This is a genomic window from Streptomyces sp. NBC_01232, assembly GCF_035989885.1.
In the GTDB taxonomy this organism is placed as follows: domain Bacteria; phylum Actinomycetota; class Actinomycetes; order Streptomycetales; family Streptomycetaceae; genus Streptomyces.
In genome coordinates, this window is record NZ_CP108518.1 from 1,328,293 (window position 1) to 1,344,791 (window position 16,499).

The following is a 16,499-nucleotide window of genomic DNA, read 5'->3' on the forward strand; positions in this document are numbered from 1 at the left end:
TCGGCACGTCCCTCGCAATGTCCACCGTCGGCGCGGCCGTCAGCGGCCGATCTGCTTCCTGGACATACCCCGCAGGCGACGCCGCTGGGAGGAGTCCAGCAGGAAGTAGGCAGCGGTCGGCACGCCGATCAGGACAAGCAGCCCCGCCCAGAACCCAACCGTCCAGAACAACACGATGGCTGCCACGACTCCGGCAACCGCGACCTTTCCGCTCGTGGACATCTGCGGACACCTCCTTCTGCCGTCGACCACTACCCCACTCAACGTGCCGCTGCGACCACGCGTTCCCCGACACCCGAACGGGCTTCGAAGTGACCCGGGTCACGGCCCCGCCCCCGTCGCGGGGCGCCCTCGGTGGGGTACTCTCGGCCGCCCCGTACCCGGTAGTCAAGTTTGAGGAATGCGTGCTCTCCGAGATCTCCGGCCTCATCCACCACTCCGCTGTCTTTCTTCCCGCCGAGCCGGCCCGCAGCGGCCGCATCGCCCTGTGGCCGGCCGACGGCACGGCCGGCGGCGCCGACCCCCGCGCCGCCCACAGAGCCGACACCGGGACCACCGGCACCCACACCGGCACCGGCACCGGCACCGGCACCGGCACCGGCACCGGCAGTTTCGAGGAGCTCACGGTCATCACCCCGGACCTGCGTCGGGCCACCGTGGTCGCACTCGTCCTGTCCGTGGACGAAGCCCTGCCGCTACTCACCCGCGCCCGGTCCGCCGCAGCCGAGGCGGCGGCCGCGGCCACAGCCGAGGCCGATCCCAGCGATGCCACCGTCGGCCCCGTCGACGCCGCCGGCCCCGTCGCCGCCGGCACGGCGTTCTGGGGCGCCGCCGCCCTGCTCGCCCTGCGCCTCGCCGCGCGCGGGCAGCTCCTTCCCGGCCTGAGCCCCGCCGGCCACGACGCCTGGCGGATCGGGCCGCTGGAGGCCGCCGACCTCGACGAGATCCGGGAGCTGGCCGCCACCATGCCGCCCGCCGCCCACTGCGTACCTCTGAACGCCGACGGGCCGCCCCGGCTGCCCGCGCCGGAGCCGCTGCTGCGGGCCTTCCTCGACGCCGTCGCCGACACCCTCCCCCGCTCCCCCGCCGCCCCGGCCGCCGCCGACGGGCCCGCCTTCGCCGCCCGCCCGCCGCGCCTCCACCCCGAACTGCGCGGCTGGGCCTCCGAGGTGGCCGCCTGCCATGACGCCGGGGTGCGGATCTCCCTGCGGATCGAGCTCGACCGTGCCCTCGACCACGAGGGGGAGCAGGCCCCCGATGCGCCCACCGAGTCCGCTGCCGCCTTCCGGGCCGTCCTCCAGATGCACAGCCTGGCCGACGCGGCCCTCGTCGCCGACGCCGCCGACGTGTGGGCCGGATCCGGAGCCGCCGCGGCCGCCTTCCCGCCCGGCGCCCGGCTGGACGCCCTGCGCGCCCTGCGCCGCGCCGCCCGGCTGTGGCCCCCACTGGCCCCGCTGCTGGGCGCGGCCGTCCCGGACTCGGTCGAGCTCGCCGACGAGGAGGTCACGGAGCTGCTCGGCGAAGCCGCGGCCGCCCTGGCCGCCGACGGGGTCCAGGTGCACTGGCCGCGGGGGCTCCTGCGCGACCTGAGCGCCCGGGCCGTCCTCGGCGCCCGTACCGCCGAAGACACGGGCAGCCCCGGCACGGGCGGCCCCGGCACCGACCGCACCGGCCGCGCCGGCCGCGCCGCCGACGGCTCCCTCCCCTCCGGGCTGCTCTCCCCCGGCGCCCTGCTCTCCTTCAGCTGGCGCCACGCCCTCGGCGACCAGGGCGATCTCACCCGCGCCGAACTCGACCGCCTCGCCGAGGCGAAGCGCCCCCTGGTCCGGCTGCGCGACCAGTGGGTCCTGGTCGATCCGGCCGAGGCCCGCCGGGCCCGCGCCCGCCAGGACCGTACGATCGCGGCCGCCGACGCGCTGGCCGCCGTACTCACCGGGTCGGCGGAGATCGACGGCAGGCGGGTCGACGTAGAGGCCACCGGTCCGCTGGAGGGCCTGCGCGCGCGCCTCACCGCCGACCCGCAGGAGGCCGACGCCCTCGGCGCGCCGCCGGAGCTGCGGGCCACCCTGCGCGACTACCAGCTGCGCGGCCTGCGCTGGCTGGCCCGGATGACCTCGCTCGGTCTCGGCGCCTGTCTCGCCGACGACATGGGCCTCGGCAAGACCGTCACCCTCATCGCCCTGCACCTGCACCGCAACCGGCCCGAGGACCCCGGCACCGGCACCGGCACCGCCGGGGCCACCCTCGTCGTGTGCCCGGCCTCGCTGTTGGGCAACTGGCAGCGGGAGATCGAGAAGTTCGCCCCCGGCACCCCCGTACGCCGCTTCCACGGACCGGGCCGCAGCCTCGCAGGGCTCACCGGCGGCTTCGTCCTCACCACCTACGGCACCATGCGCCTGGCCGCGCCCGAACTCGCCGCCACCGCCTGGGGCATGGTCGTGGCCGACGAGGCCCAGCACGTCAAGAACCCGCGTTCCTCCACCGCCCGGGCCCTGCGCACCATCCCGGCCGCGGCGCGCGTGGCCCTGACCGGCACGCCCGTCGAGAACAACCTGTCCGAGCTGTGGGCCGTCCTCGACTGGACCACGCCCGGGATCCTGGGCCGCCTCGGCACCTTCCGCGCCCGCTACGCCGAACCCGTCGAGAGCGGCCGTGACGCCCAGGCCGCCGCCCGGCTGGGGGCGCTCGTACGGCCGTTCCTGCTCCGCCGCAAGAAGTCCGACCCCGGCATCGCGCCCGAGCTGCCTCCCAAGACCGAGACCGACCACACCGTCACGCTCAGCCGCGAGCCGACCTCGCTCTACGAGGCCGTCGTACGCGAGACCCTCGCCGCGATCTCGGAGGCGGACGGGATGGAGCGGCGCGGTCTGGTGGTCAAGCTGCTGACCTCCCTCAAACAGATCTGCAACCATCCCGCCCACTACCTGCGCGAGCACAGCCCTACGGAACGCGGCGCGAAGGAGGCCGGTGGCGGCGCCACCGCAGCCCGCTCCGGCAAGCTGGAGCTCCTCGACGAACTCCTCGACACGATCCTGGCTGAGGGCGGCTCGGTGCTGGTCTTCACCCAGTACGTGGCGATGGCCAGGATCCTGGAGAAGCACCTCGCGGCCCGCGGGATCGCCTCGCAGCTGCTGCACGGCGGGACGCCGGTGCCGCGCCGCGAGGAGCTCGTGGACCGTTTCCAGGCGGGTGAGGTCCCGGTCTTCCTGCTGTCCCTGAAGGCGGCCGGCACCGGCCTGAACCTCACCCGGGCCGGGCACGTCATCCACTTCGACCGCTGGTGGAACCCGGCCGTCGAGGAACAGGCCACCGACCGCGCCTACCGCATCGGCCAGACCCAGCCCGTCCAGGTCCACCGCATCACCGCCGAGGGCACCGTCGAGGACCGCATCGCGCAGCTCCTGGCGCGCAAGCGCGCCCTCGCCGACGCCGTCCTCACGGGCGGCGAGAGCGCGCTCACCGAACTGACCGATGCCGAACTGGCCGAACTCGTGGCGCTGCGCCCGACCGCACGCGGGGAGTGAGCGATGAACACCCGGGACCGAGACCCGTACGAGAAGACCTTCCCTGCGCTGCCGTCCGCCCCCGGCCGCGGCTTCGCCCGCACCTGGTGGGGCCATGCCTGGCTGCGCGCGCTGGAGGACAGCGCGCTCGACGGTACGCAGCTGGGGCAGGGCCGCAAGTACGCGCGTTCGGGCGCGGTCGGCGCGGTCTCTGTGCGCCCCGGCGGGCTCACCGCGGTGGTGCGCGATCCGGACGGGACTGCGCACCGGACGGACGTGCTGGTGCAGGAGTTCACCGAGGCGCAGTGGGACCGTCTGCTGGGTCTGGCCGCGGCCGAGGCCGGGTACATCGCGGCGCTGCTGGACCGGGAGGTGCCGCCGGAGTTGGCCGAGGACGCGACCGCGGCCGGGGTGGAGCTGCTGCCGGGCATCGGGGACCTCGATCCGCGCTGCGACTGCGGCGAGTGGGATCACTGCCCGCACACGTCCGCGCTCTGTTATCAGGTGGCCCGCCTGCTGGACCAGGATCCCTTCGTGCTGCTCCTGCTGCGGGGCCGGGGCGAGCGGGAGCTGGTGGACGAGCTGGAGGAGCGGAGCACGGCGGAAGCGGAGCTTCCGCGGGAGCCTGCCGACGAGGGGGTTCCGGCGGCGGAGGTCTTCGCGACGGCGGCCGACCGCCCTGCGCTGCCTCCGCTCCCGGCACTTGTGCCGGCGCCGGGCCAGCCGCCCTCGCTGGACACCGAGACCGAGGCGGAACCGCACCTCGATGTGGACGCGGTGGAGTCCCTGGCGCAGGCGGCCGCGACCGAGGCCTGCCGGCGGCTCGCGGAGGCGCTCGCTCCGGGCCATGCCGACCGCGCCCCGACGGCCCCGCTCACGGTCTCGCAAGACGCCGTACGACTCGCTGCCGAGGCCGGTGACTTCCGGGTCCGCTCCCGCCTGGCGGCGGCTACCGGGCGGAGCCGGGCCGACATGGAACTGGCCGTACGCGCCTGGGGCTTCGGCGCGGCCCCGGGCCTCGCGGCGCTGGAGGACGACTGGACGCCGGACCGGACCACGCTGGCCCGCGCCCGGGCGGCCCTGGCATCGGCCTGGGCGGACGCGGAGGCGCCGGTGCTTCGCCGGGTCCGCGCCCGCTGGACGCAGGCGGGCACCGGCCGCCAGCTCCGGCTGGGGCGGGAGGGGCGCTGGTGGCCGTACCACCGCGAGGCGGGGCGCTGGATCCCGTCGGGCCCTTCGGCCCCGGACCCCGGGTCGGCGCTGGAGGCCGATCCCGCGGGGTGAGGCCGGTCGGGCCGCGTGAGGCCGATTCCCGCCCCGCGTGAGGCCGATCGGGCCGCGTCGGCCGGCGTAGCCTCTGGCCGACGTACCGCGGGTTCCCCGGCCGACGTACGGCTTGCCGGGATCCGGTGCCGGGACGACGATGGGGGCGCCGGGGCGCTCCGCACCGCGGCACCACGGGAGGGTGACATGGGCGATCCGTCGGTGGCACTGCCGGGCGGAGCCGATCCGGCCGCCCGGACGCGCGAACTACGTCTGGCCCACGCGGCGTTCACCCGGGACGGGCGGGTCGAGGATCCCGTGCGGGCCGTCATCGCGCGGTCCTGGCGCAGGTGCGCGCGGGCGCGGCTCAGCCCGGAGTGCGCGCCCGGGGTGGAGCTCGCGGAGGCGGAGCTGCGGCCGTACCGGGAGGAGCATCCGCTGGCCCGGGTGATGCCGCTGTTCCGGGATCTCGTCGGGGCGTTCGCCGCGCACGGGGCGCATCTGCTGGCCGTGTGCGACGCGCGGGGCAGCCTGCTGTGGGTGGAGGGCGAACCGGGCACCCTGCGGCGGGCCGAGGGCCTGGGCTTCGTCCCGGGCGCGCGCTGGGCGGAGGCGGCGATGGGGACCAACGCCCCCGGCACGGCGGTCGCGACCGGCGAGCCCGTGCAGGTCTTCGGGGCCGAGCACTTCAGCCGCCGGGTGCACCCGTGGACCTGCGCGGCGGCCCCGGTGCGGGATCCGCGCACGGGCAGGGTGCTGGGCGCGGTGGACATCACCGGCGGCGACGGCCTCGCCCACCCGCACTCCCTGGCCTTCGTACAGGCGGTGGCGCGGGCTGCGGAGGCCCAGTTGGCCCTGCTCGAACCGGGCCTGCCGGCTGCCGGGGACTGTCTCGCCGCCCTCGGCCGGGACGAGGCGCTGCTGGTGAACGAGGGCCGCAGGGTCCGCCTCGGCCGCCGGCACAGCGAGATCATGGCGCTGCTCGCGCACCATCCCGAGGGCTTGTCGGGCGAGGAGCTGACGATCGCCCTCTACGAGGACGAGTCGGTGTCACCGGTCACGTTGCGCGCCGAGATCTCCCGGCTGCGGGCCGTGCTGGGGCGTTCGGCGCCGCTTTCGCGCCCGTACCGCACGGCCGGCGCTCTGGACGCGGATTTCACCGCCCTGACCCGGCAGTTGGCCGCCGGGGCGGTGTCGGCGGCCCTCCACCACTACCCGGGGCCCCTGCTGCCGGCCTCCACCGCGCCCGGCATCGTGCGGTTGCGGCGCCGCATCGAGGAGCAGACGCGGGCGGCCGTGATCGCGCGGGCGGATGCCGGGCTGCTGACCGACTGGGTGTGCAGCCCGTGGGGCGCGGACGACCCGGAGGCGTGGCGGGCTCTCGCGGCGGCCCTGCCGCCGGAGCGCCGGCCGGCCGCGCTGGCCCGCGTACGCGCCCTGGACCGGGAGCTCGGCGCGCGCCCGGACCCTCGCGCGCGGCGGCGTGCAACGTATCCGCAACCCGCCCGTCCCTAGCCTCCGTCCGAGCGCTGTCCGACGGCGGCCGGCGCCCGGCAAGAGGAGGACGTCATGGCCCGTTACGCTGCGCCCGGTACCGAGGGGGCGCTCATGTCGTACGCGCCGCGCTACGACCACTTCATCGGCGGCGAGTACGTCGCACCCGCCCGCGGCCGGTACTTCGAGAACCCCTCCCCCGTCAACGGCCGGGCCTTCACGGAGGTCGCGCGGGGCACCGCCGAGGACGTGGAGCGGGCCCTGGACGCGGCCCACGCGGCCGCGCCCGCCTGGGGGCGCACGCCGGTCGCCGAGCGGTCGTCGATCCTGCTGCGCATCGCGGACCGGATGGAGCAGAACCTGGAGGCCCTCGCGGTCGCGGAGACCTGGGAGAACGGCAAGCCGGTACGGGAGACCCTGGCGGCCGACCTGCCCCTGGCCGTGGACCAGTTCCGGTACTTCGCGGGAGCACTGCGCGCGCAGGAGGGCGCGCTGAGCCAGCTGGACGACGACACCGTCGCCTACCACTTCCACGAACCGCTGGGTGTGGTCGGGCAGATCATCCCGTGGAACTTCCCGATCCTGATGGCGGTGTGGAAGCTGGCTCCGGCGCTGGCGGCGGGCAACACCGTGGTCCTGAAGCCCGCCGAGCAGACCCCGGCGTCCGTCCACTACTGGCTGAGCCTGGTGGCGGACCTGCTGCCGCCGGGCGTGGTCAACATCGTCAACGGCTTCGGGGAGGAGGCGGGCAAGCCGCTCGCGTCCAGCCCGCGGGTGGCGAAGATCGCCTTCACCGGGGAGACCGCGACGGGGCGGTTGATCATGCAGTACGCGGCCGAGCACCTGAAGCCGGTCACGCTGGAGCTGGGCGGCAAGAGCCCGAACCTCTTCTTCGACGACATCTGGACGAAGGACGACGACCTGCGCGACAAGGCGCTGGAGGGGTTCACGATGTTCGCCCTCAACCAGGGCGAGGTGTGCACGAGCCCGTCGCGCGCCCTGATCGAGCGGGGCCGGTACGCGGACTTCCTGGACGCGGCGGTGGCCCGCACCGAGCTGATCGTGCCGGGGCACCCGTTGGACACGGACACCATGATCGGGGCGCAGGCGTCCGAGGAGCAGCTCAGGAAGGTCCTGTCCTACGTGGAGATCGGGCAGCGGGAGGGCGCGAAGATCCTCACGGGCGGCGAGCGGCAACACCTGGAGGGCGATCTCGCGGGCGGCTTCTATGTCCAGCCGACCGTCTTCGAGGGCGACAACCGCATGCGGATCTTCCAGGAGGAGATCTTCGGCCCGGTGGTGTCGGTGACCTCCTTCCAGGACTTCGACGACGCCGTACGGATCGCGAACGACACCGCGTACGGCCTGGGCGCGGGAGTCTGGACCCGGGACATCAACACGGCCTACCGGGCGGGCCGCGCGATCCAGGCGGGCCGGGTCTGGACGAACTGCTACCACGCGTACCCGGCCCACGCGGCCTTCGGCGGATACAAGCAGTCGGGCATCGGCCGCGAGACCCACAAGATGATGCTGGAGCACTACCAGCAGACGAAGAACATGCTGGTCAGCTACTCCCCGAAGAGGCTCGGCTTCTTCTAGGGGCTCGAAGGACGGCGCCTGACCTGGGGTTTCGCCCGTCAGGCGCCGTCGGCGCGACCCGCTCGACACGGGTGTCAATTCTTTCTGTTCCTCCCGGTTCCTCCCGCCCCTCTCGCACTCCGGACCGGCTGCTCCGGACCGGGCGCGGACCAGGCCCGGCTCACCGGGCGGGTGGCACGCCCTGGCTGACGCGGTCTCGCGGACTCGGTCGCGGACGGTCGAAGTACGCGTCAGCTGACCCGAAGACCGACCGCCAGCATCAGCTCGAGGACCCGGTGTGGCGATGCGAGATCCGGAAACAGCTCCCGCAGCTGCGACATCCGGTACCGGACGGTCTGGGGATGGACGAACAACGCCGCCGCCACCTCGTCCCGTCTGCCCTGGTGCAGCAGCCACGCCCGCAACGTCTCCTCCAGCCGCCGCGCGGTCGCGACAGGCAAGGCCCGCAACGGTGCGAGGGCTCGGGCACGCAGGTCCGCGAACGCGTCCACGTCGGCGCTCAGCACCAGCTCGGGCAGGTGGTCCTCGGTGTCGCGGATATCGGCGGAGAGGGAGCGTGCGCGTACTGCTCGTGCGTACGAGGCGGACGCACGAGTCCATGGCCGGGCCGGGCCGACCACGGCGGCGCGGTCCGTCAGCTGCCGCAAGAGATGTGATCGGTCGGCATCGGGGACGAGCAGCACACCGGTGGCGTCCGGCAGATCGTCGAGGACGAGCGTGCTCGGGTCGAGCCCGCGGTAGGCGGGCCGGGCCTGGGCGGCGGGCAGCAGGACGGCGGTCAGCGAAGCCGGAGGCTGCCACCCGGCCCGCTGAACGGAGGCCAGCAGCACGTCCGGACTCGCGCCGGCGAGGAGGTCGCGGGCCAGGTGTTCCAGGTGGCGCTCGTGGTCCCGGCCCCGGGCGGCCAGTTCGTCGGCGTGGCCCGCGGCGCTCGCGGCGGAGAGCTCGTCGATGTAGGCGAAGGTCAGCTCGGCGAACTTGGCGACCTCGGCGGCGGGCAGACCTGCGGGTACGGCACCCGCTGCCAGGCATCGCCAGGCCACCCGGGCGCCGACGCGGTAGGCGCTGAGCAGGGCGTCCATCGAACGGCCGTCGCGCACCTCGCCGCGGCCCAGCTCGTAGGCTGCGTCACCGCCGTCGCCGCCTGTGGCGTTCCCGCTCGCGAGGTCCAGGTAGTGCCCCAGCGCGGTGCGGACGGCTCGGCGGATGGTGCCGCCCATACGGCCGGAAAGGGCGTTGGCGTAGGAAGGGACCTCGTCGATGATCGCCTGGACGACCTCGTCGGCGGTGGCCTTCAGCGCAGCCCGAAGCGCGGTGACCGTCGTCTCATCCAGAGCCAGTTCGCTGGCCCTCTGGGTTACATGGCTCACGTTCTTATTCCCTGCGAACAATTACGCCGATCAGATTCACGTCCTGCGGTCAGGACTTTACGCCTTGAGACGCAGCAAGCTGGGCCTATGACGAGTACAGCCCTCCGCAGCAAGGCGTGGAAACTGCTGGAGATGGTCACGACGCCGCTGCTGCCGTCGGACTATCTCGACCTGGTCAGCCCGCTGCGTGCGGGCGCCGACCTGCGGGGGCGCATTGAGGCCGTGCACCCCGAGACGCGTGACGCCGCGACCATCGTGATCCGGCCGGGACGGGGCTGGCGCGGCCACACGGCCGGTCAGTACGTGCGGATCGGGGTCGACGTCGACGGGGTGCGCCTGTGGCGTGCCTACTCCATCACCTCGCCGACAAACCGCCAGGACGGCCGCGTCACGATCACCGTGAAGGCGATCCCGGACGGCAAGGTCAGCAACCACCTGGTCCACAGGACGAAACCGGGCACTCTGGTACAGCTCGACCATCCGGCCGGTGACTTCGTCCTGCCGAAGGCCAAGCCCGCCAAGGTGCTCCATCTGACGGCCGGCAGCGGCATCACGCCCGTGATGGGCATGCTGCGTGACATCGAGCTCGACGACGTCGTCATGGTCCACTGCGCGCCACAGCCGCAGGACGTGATCTTCCGCAACGAACTGCACGACATGGTCGCGGACAAGAAGCTGCGGCTCACCGAGGTGCACACCGACACGGACGGCGTGCTCGACATCGCCCGTCTCGACGAACTGGTACCCGACTGGGCCGAGCGCGAGACCTGGGCCTGCGGGCCCGCGGGCCTCCTCGACGCCGTCGAGGAGCACTGGACCGCGCACGGCGTGCGAGAGCGCCTGCACACCGAACGCTTCCGCTCCGGCATCGTCGTCGCCGGTGAAGGCGGCGAGGTCACGTTCAGCGCCAGCGGCAAGACCGTCGACGCGGACGGCGGCACGCCGTTGCTGGACATCGGCGAGGAGGCCGGCGTGCTCATGCCCTCCGGGTGCCGCATGGGTATCTGCTTCGGCTGTGTCACGCCGCTCAAGTCGGGCGCCGTCCGCGATCTGCGCACCGGGGACATCACCGAGGCCGAGCCGGGCGTCCTCATCCAGACCTGCGTGTCCGCCGCGGCGGGCCCCTGCGACATCGAACGGTAGGAACACCTTGACCGCCATCGACCCCACCGCCCACCTGACCGCGGAGCAGATCGAGGAGCTCGGCCGCGAGCTGGACGCGATCCGCGACGAGGTGCTCGCCGCCCGCGGCGAGCAGGACGCCGCCTACATCCGCAAGGTCATCTCGGCGCAGCGCAAGCTCGAGCTGGTCAGCAGGGGCGTACTGCTGTTCTCGATCTTCCCGCCCGCGTGGCTGATCGGCACCGCCGGTCTGTCCGTGGCGAAGATCATGGACAACATGGAGATCGGCCACAACATCCTGCACGGCCAGTGGGACTGGATGCGGGACCCGAAGATCCATTCCACCACCTGGGAGTGGGACCACGTCTCGCCGGCCGATCAGTGGAAGCACTCGCACAACGAGCTGCACCACACGTACACCAACGTGATCGGCAAGGACAACGACCTCGGCTACGGCATCATGCGCGTCGACGAGGATCAGAGGTGGCACCCGTTCCACCTCGGCCAGCCGCTGTGGAACTTCATCAACGCCTGCTTCTTCGAGTACGGCATCGCGGCGTACGACCTGGAGCTCGGCAAGAACCTGCACAAGCGCCGCCGCAAGAACCCGGAGTTCCGCGCGCGAGCCAAGGCAGTGGGCCGCAAGATCCGCAAGCAGGTGCTCAAGGACTACGTGATCCACCCGCTGCTGTCGGGCCCGTCGTTCCTCACCACGCTCGCCGCCACGTTCACCGCGAACCTGGTCCGCAACATCTGGACCCACTCGGTGATCATGTGCGGGCACTTCCCCGAGGGCGTGCAGGTCTTCGAGCGCCGGTCGATCAAGGGCGAGACGCGCGGCCAGTGGTACCTGCGCCAGATGATGGGCTCGGCGAACATCAGCGGCAGCAGGGCCATGCACTTCATGACCGGCAACCTGTCGCACCAGATCGAGCACCACCTGTTCCCGGACCTGCCGAGCAACCGGTACGCCGAGGTCGCGGTGAACGTGCGCGCGCTGTTCGAGAAGTACGAGCTGGAGTACGTCACCGGGCCACTGCCCAAGCAGGTGTTCTCCGCATGGCGCAAGGTCTTCCGGCTCTCGCTGCCGAACAGGAAGCCCAAGATCGATACGCCGGACCGCGAGCAGGAGCTCGTCGCTGCCTGATTCCCGGTATCGGTTTCACGGACCGGATACGAGGTGTGAGCGCCGTTCACCGAAGGCGAGAGCGATCCTTCACCGGGTGGAGCGACGAAGGTGCTGTCGGCGCGCATGCAGCCGATGGGTGGGGCAGACGCTGGTGACAGCCTTCCAGCGGTCGCTGCGGGAGGAACTGCGGGCGGCCTTCGTTGTCCGGGGAGGCACCCGGCGCGGAACAGCCGCATCCCGGAGCGTCCGCTTGGGCGAGCGGGCCCGGCTCGTTCTCAGTACGCTGGAGAGGAGTGTTCGCGCCCACCGGGCTCTGCCCTGAAGCGGATCGGCCTCAGCGACCCCAGCACCTTCTCCCGCTCCAGAGGCGGCTCCCCCTGCACGCATCGGGCAGGTGTTTCCATGGACCTCAACACCATCACCGAAGTCGTCCGGCGTCCGTCCGACCGGCCGGGCATGGACTGGCGCGAGGGCGATGCATGGCTCGCGGGCGGGACGTGGTTGTTCTCCGCGGAGCAGCCGGACCTGCGCCGCCTGGTCGACCTGACCGCGCTGGGCTGGGATCCCCTCGTGCCGAGCGGCGCGGGCCTCGAGATCGGCGCCACGTGCACCATCCGCGACCTGTACGCCTTCACACCGCCGGCCGGCTGGATCGCGGGCCCCCTGTTCGCAAAGAGCTGCGAGGCGTTCCTGTCCTCGTTCAAGGTCTGGAACTCGGCGACCGTCGGCGGAAACATCTGCATGTCCCTGCCTGCCGGCCCCATGATCACGCTGACGGTCGCGCTCGAGGCCGAGTACGAACTATGGGCTCCCGACGGGTCCGTGCGCACCGTCGATGCCCTCGACTTCGTGACCGGCAACAACCGGAACGTCCTCGCTCCCGGGGAGATACTGCGACGCGTCAGCATTCCGGCGCGCGCCCTGCGCAAGCGCACCGCGCACCGCCGCTTCGCCCTGACCCACCTCGGCCGTTCGACGGTCTTTCTCATCGGCACTCAAACGCCGGGAACAAGCGACCTGCTGCTCACCGTCACGGCCGGCACCACACGCCCTGTGCGCATCGCCTTCGACACCATGCCCGATGCCCGCACCCTGCAGCAGCGCGTCAACGTCATCCCTGCCGGCGTCTGGTTCGCCGACCCCAACGGAACCCCGGACCACCGTCGCCACCTCACACTGCACTTCGCCGAAGAGATCCGCCACGAACTCACGGCTGGGGGCCCGGCATGACCTACATCGTGAACGGCAGGAGCTTTGCCGAAGAACCGGCACCCGGCCAATGTCTGCGTACGTTCCTGCGCGCTCTCGGCCATTTCGGTGTCAAGAAGGGCTGCGACGCGGGCGACTGCGGCGCGTGCACCGTGTGGCTGGACGGCAGTCCGGTGCACAGCTGCATCACCCCCGCCTTCCGCGCGGAAGGCCACGAGGTGACCACGATCGAGGGTCTCGGATCACCCGGCGAACTGCATCCCGCGCAGCGCCGGTTCCGGGACGCCCCGGGGTTCCAGTGCGGTTTCTGCACCCCAGGAATGATCATGACTTCGGCGACGTTCACCGAGGCCCAGAAGGCGGACCTGCCAAGGGCGTTGAAGGGCAATCTCTGCCGTTGCACCGGTTACCGGGCCATCGAGGACGCGGTGAAGGGCGTCGCCGGTGTGCAGACGGCCGCGCCGGGAAAGGCCGTCGGAACGAGCATCGGAGCGCCGGCGGCCGACGACGTGGTGACCGGTGGCGCCGAATTCACGATGGACACCCGCATGGAAGGCATGCTGCACCTCAAAGTGCTGCACTCGCCCCACGCGCACGCCCGGATCGTCTCGATCGACAAGACCGCTGCGCTCGCCGTCCCCGGCGTGCATCGCGTGTACACCTGGGAGGATGTGCCGCGAAAGCGCTTCACGACGGCGATCCACACCGACCACCTCGTCGATCCGGACGACACGTACATCCTCGACGACACGGTCCGCTTCGTCGGCCAGCGCGTCGCCGCGGTGCTCGCCGACACGGTGGGCGCGGCAGAGGAGGGCTGCCGGAAGGTGAACGTGGAGTACGAGGTGCTGCCGGCAGTATTCGATCCCGAGGAGGCCATGGCCGAGGGAGCGCCACAACTGCACGGCTCGGAGGACCCGTTCGTCCGCGACTCGGTCCACAACCTCCTCCTCGAGATCCACTCGCACATCGGCGATGTCGACGCCGGCTTCGCCGCGGCCGACGTGATCCACGAGGCCACGTACTTCTCACCGCGCGTGCAGCACGCACATCTGGAGACGCACGGCTCGATCGCCTGGATGGAGGACGGCCGGCTGAACGTCCGCACCAGTTCGCAGTCGCCGTCGATCGCGAAGGTCAAACTGGCCTATCTGTTCGCACTGCGCCCGGACCAGCTCCGCGTGTTCTGCAAGCGCGTCGGCGGCGGTTTCGGCGGCAAGCAGGAGGTCATCTCGGAGGACCTGGCCGCGCTCGCCACCCTGGACACCGGGCGGCCGGTCTGCTTCGAGTACACGCGCGAAGAGGAGTTCACCACGGCATCGCCCCGGCATCCGATGAAGCTGACGGTCAAGCTCGGTGCCCGGTCGGACGGAACACTCACGGCGTTCCAGGTCCGCAACGTGTCGAACACGGGCGCCTACGGCAACCACGGCGGCGAGACCGTGTACGCGGGCGGCGCCGCCATCATGATCTACCGCTGCCCCAACAAGAAGTACGACGCCTTCTCCGTCTACACGAACAACGTCCCCAGCGGCGCGCTGCGCGGTTACGGGATGACCCAGCCGGCCTTCGCCGTGGAATCGGCGATGGACGAACTGGCCCTCGCACTCCACATGGATCCACTCGAACTGCGACGCCGCAACATCGTGCGCCCCGGCGATCCGCTCGTCGCCCTGCACGACGGGCCCGACGACGTGATGTTCAATGAGGACGGGCTCGGCAAGTGCATCGACCTCGTGGCCGGAGAGCTGGCCCGTACAGCCGATCAGCCCTCCCCCGGCCCCGGGTGGCTCGTCGGGGTCGGCGCCGCGAGTTCCCTGCACGAGACCGCGCCCCCGACCGAGCACATCTCCGAGGCCTGGGTCACCCTCGGCGACGACCTCATGTACGAGCTGGCCGTCGGCACTGTCGAGTTCGGGGAGGGTACCTCGACCGCGCACGTCCAGATCGCGGCCAACCAGCTGGGTACGACGCCGTCGCGGATCCGCCTGGTGCAGTCCGACACCGACCGCACGGGCTTCGACACCGGCGCCTTCGCGAGTGCCGGACTCTTCGTGGCGGGCAACGCGGTCCTCAAGGCGGCCAACGCGGTGCGCGACCGCATCCTGGAGTTCGCCGCCGCCCACACGGGCGTCCACCTCGTGATGTGCTCGATGGACGACGCCGATGTCGTCTGCGGAGACGAGCGCGTCTCGCTGGCCGCGCTCGTCGCCCTGGCCCGGGCGCGCGGCATCCGGTTCACCGCTGCGCGCAAGGCGTACGGCTCGCCCCGCAGCGTCACCTCCAACACGCAGGGCTTCCGCATCGCCGTCCACCGGGTGACGGGTGAGATCCGCATCCTGTACAGCGTCCAGGCGGCCGATGCCGGTGTGCTCATCAACCCGGAGCAGGTCCGGGGACAAGTGGAGGGCGGTGTCGCCCAGGGCATCGGATTCGCGCTGACCGAGAACTACCAGGTCGACGCGGAGGGCGTCATGGCCAACCCGAACCTCCGCAACTACCGCATCCCCACCTACGCCGACGTGCCCCGCACCCACGTCCTCCTGGTGGGCTCCTCGGACTCCGTCGGGGCCATGCGGTCGAAGGGGATGGCGGAATGCTGCATCAACCCGGTGGCCCCCGCCCTGGCGAACGCGCTCCGCGACGCCACGGGCATCCGCTACCGCGAGCTGCCCCTCACCCCGGAACGGATATACGGCCGGCTCGTGGAGAGCCATTCGGCGCGAACGGGCACGAGACGATGACGGCCGAACGGCGGCCGGACGCCGGGGCGACGGTCATCCTCGGCAGGAAGGTCCGCCCCGGCATGGAGCGGGCGTACGAGAAATGGCAGGAGGAGGTCAACGCCGCCGCCGCCCGCTACGCCGGTCACCTCGGCGCCGAGGTGACCAAACCGACCGCCCTGCAGCCCGACTGGGTGGTCGTCTACCGGTTCGACTCGGTGGCCCATCTGCAGGCTTGGATGAACGGCGCGACCAGGCAGCGGCTCCTCGACATCGGCGCGCACTACTTCGACGGTCCTGCCACCCAGCAGGTGATCAGTGGCGGTACCCAGCCGACGGACCCGCTCGTGACCGTGGTGGTGAGTCACCGCGTCCACCCGGACAACGTCGATGACTTCCTCGTGTGGCAGGACCACATGAGCCAGGAAGAGGGCAAGTTCGCAGGGTTTCGCGGCACGGAGATATTCCGGCCCGTCGAAGGCGTTCAGGACGAGTGGACCACCCTCTACCGCTACGACAACGCCGAACACCTCGACGCCTGGCTGACCTCGGCGAAGCGGCGGGAGATTCTCGCCGAAGGGGAGAAGTTCGACGACTTCAGACTGCGCACGATCGACAACTCGTTCGGCAGCTGGTTCGCCTTCGAGGAGAACGGCAAGGAGGCACCGCCGCCTTCGGAGACCAAGACCGCCGTCGCGGTCTGGATCGGCCTCTACCCGACCGTCGTGCTGCTGACGCTCGTCCTGCATCCGCTGGGGATGCCGCTCTGGTTCGGGCTCCTCGTGGGCAACCTGCTGTCGAGCTTCATCATGAGCTTCTTCACGATGCCCTACTACGTGAACCGGCTGCTCAAGCGGTGGCTGAGGCCCCCACCGACCGAACCGCCGGCCCGGACCAACCTCATCGGCGTGAGCATCGTCGCCGGGCTGACGGTGTTCTGGGTCGTCGTCTTCTACCTCATCACGCAAGTGTTCTGGACGCTGCCCTGACCCCGGGTCGCGAAGGAAGAAGGCCGCGGCGGCGTTCTTGATAGCGTGATCGTCCCCTACAGGGAGTGCCTGCGCGGCCCGGCCGGTCTGTGCGAGGG

Annotated in this window: 11 protein-coding genes; 9 read left to right on the top strand and 2 right to left on the bottom strand. The window is 71.9% G+C overall.

From position 1 onward, the window contains the following. Window positions 1-39: 39 nt before the first annotated feature. Entirely contained in the window at window positions 40-222 is a 183-nt protein-coding gene (locus tag OG444_RS06390; protein ID WP_327261202.1) for a hypothetical protein, read from the bottom strand. Between the two features lie 182 nt (window positions 223-404). On the opposite strand from OG444_RS06390, the gene OG444_RS06395 reads away from it, so the two are divergent. The 4 genes from OG444_RS06395 to exaC all read left to right on the top strand — a co-directional run bounded on the left by OG444_RS06395 (window position 405) and on the right by exaC (window position 7,859). Next, window positions 405-3,524, top strand: a complete 3,120-nt coding sequence (locus OG444_RS06395) for a DEAD/DEAH box helicase (RefSeq protein ID WP_327261203.1) — start codon at window positions 405-407, stop codon at window positions 3,522-3,524. Between the two features lie 3 nt (window positions 3,525-3,527). Beyond that, entirely contained in the window at window positions 3,528-4,787 is a 1,260-nt protein-coding gene (locus OG444_RS06400; protein WP_327261204.1) for an SWIM zinc finger family protein, read from the top strand. A gap of 186 nt (window positions 4,788-4,973) precedes the next feature. Continuing rightward, complete coding sequence (locus OG444_RS06405; protein ID WP_327261205.1) at window positions 4,974-6,281, top strand: GAF domain-containing protein; 1,308 nt, start codon at window positions 4,974-4,976, stop codon at window positions 6,279-6,281. Window positions 6,282-6,335: 54 nt separating this feature from the next. Next, on the top strand, window positions 6,336-7,859 hold the full coding sequence (exaC, locus tag OG444_RS06410; protein ID WP_327261206.1) for an acetaldehyde dehydrogenase ExaC: 1,524 nt from the start codon (window positions 6,336-6,338) through the stop codon (window positions 7,857-7,859). A gap of 230 nt (window positions 7,860-8,089) precedes the next feature. On the opposite strand, the gene OG444_RS06415 is transcribed toward exaC, so the two are convergent. Continuing rightward, window positions 8,090-9,229 carry a PucR family transcriptional regulator gene (locus tag OG444_RS06415; protein WP_327261207.1) on the bottom strand — a complete coding sequence of 380 codons (1,140 nt, stop codon included), beginning with the start codon at window positions 9,227-9,229 and terminating at the stop codon, window positions 8,090-8,092. Window positions 9,230-9,316: 87 nt separating this feature from the next. Between OG444_RS06415 and OG444_RS06420 the strand changes: the two genes are divergently transcribed. The 5 genes from OG444_RS06420 (at window position 9,317) to OG444_RS06440 (ending at window position 16,401) form a co-directional block, all read left to right on the top strand. After that, window positions 9,317-10,372 (top strand): ferredoxin reductase, encoded by a 1,056-nt coding sequence (locus OG444_RS06420; protein WP_327261208.1) that lies wholly within the window; start codon window positions 9,317-9,319, stop codon window positions 10,370-10,372. A 7-nt stretch (window positions 10,373-10,379) separates the two neighbouring features. After that, entirely contained in the window at window positions 10,380-11,498 is a 1,119-nt protein-coding gene (locus OG444_RS06425) for a fatty acid desaturase family protein (protein WP_327261209.1), read from the top strand. 384 nt (window positions 11,499-11,882) lie between these two features. Further along, window positions 11,883-12,710, top strand: a complete 828-nt coding sequence (locus OG444_RS06430) for an FAD binding domain-containing protein (protein WP_327261210.1) — start codon at window positions 11,883-11,885, stop codon at window positions 12,708-12,710. Beyond that, window positions 12,707-15,433 (top strand): molybdopterin-dependent oxidoreductase, encoded by a 2,727-nt coding sequence (locus OG444_RS06435; protein ID WP_327261211.1) that lies wholly within the window; start codon window positions 12,707-12,709, stop codon window positions 15,431-15,433. The genes OG444_RS06430 and OG444_RS06435 overlap by 4 nt, the downstream gene beginning before the upstream one ends. Beyond that, a complete protein-coding gene (locus OG444_RS06440) occupies window positions 15,430-16,401 on the top strand; it encodes an antibiotic biosynthesis monooxygenase (RefSeq protein ID WP_327261212.1) in 972 nt (323 codons plus the stop codon). Before OG444_RS06435 ends, OG444_RS06440 begins: the two co-directional genes overlap by 4 nt. Window positions 16,402-16,499 lie beyond the last annotated feature (98 nt).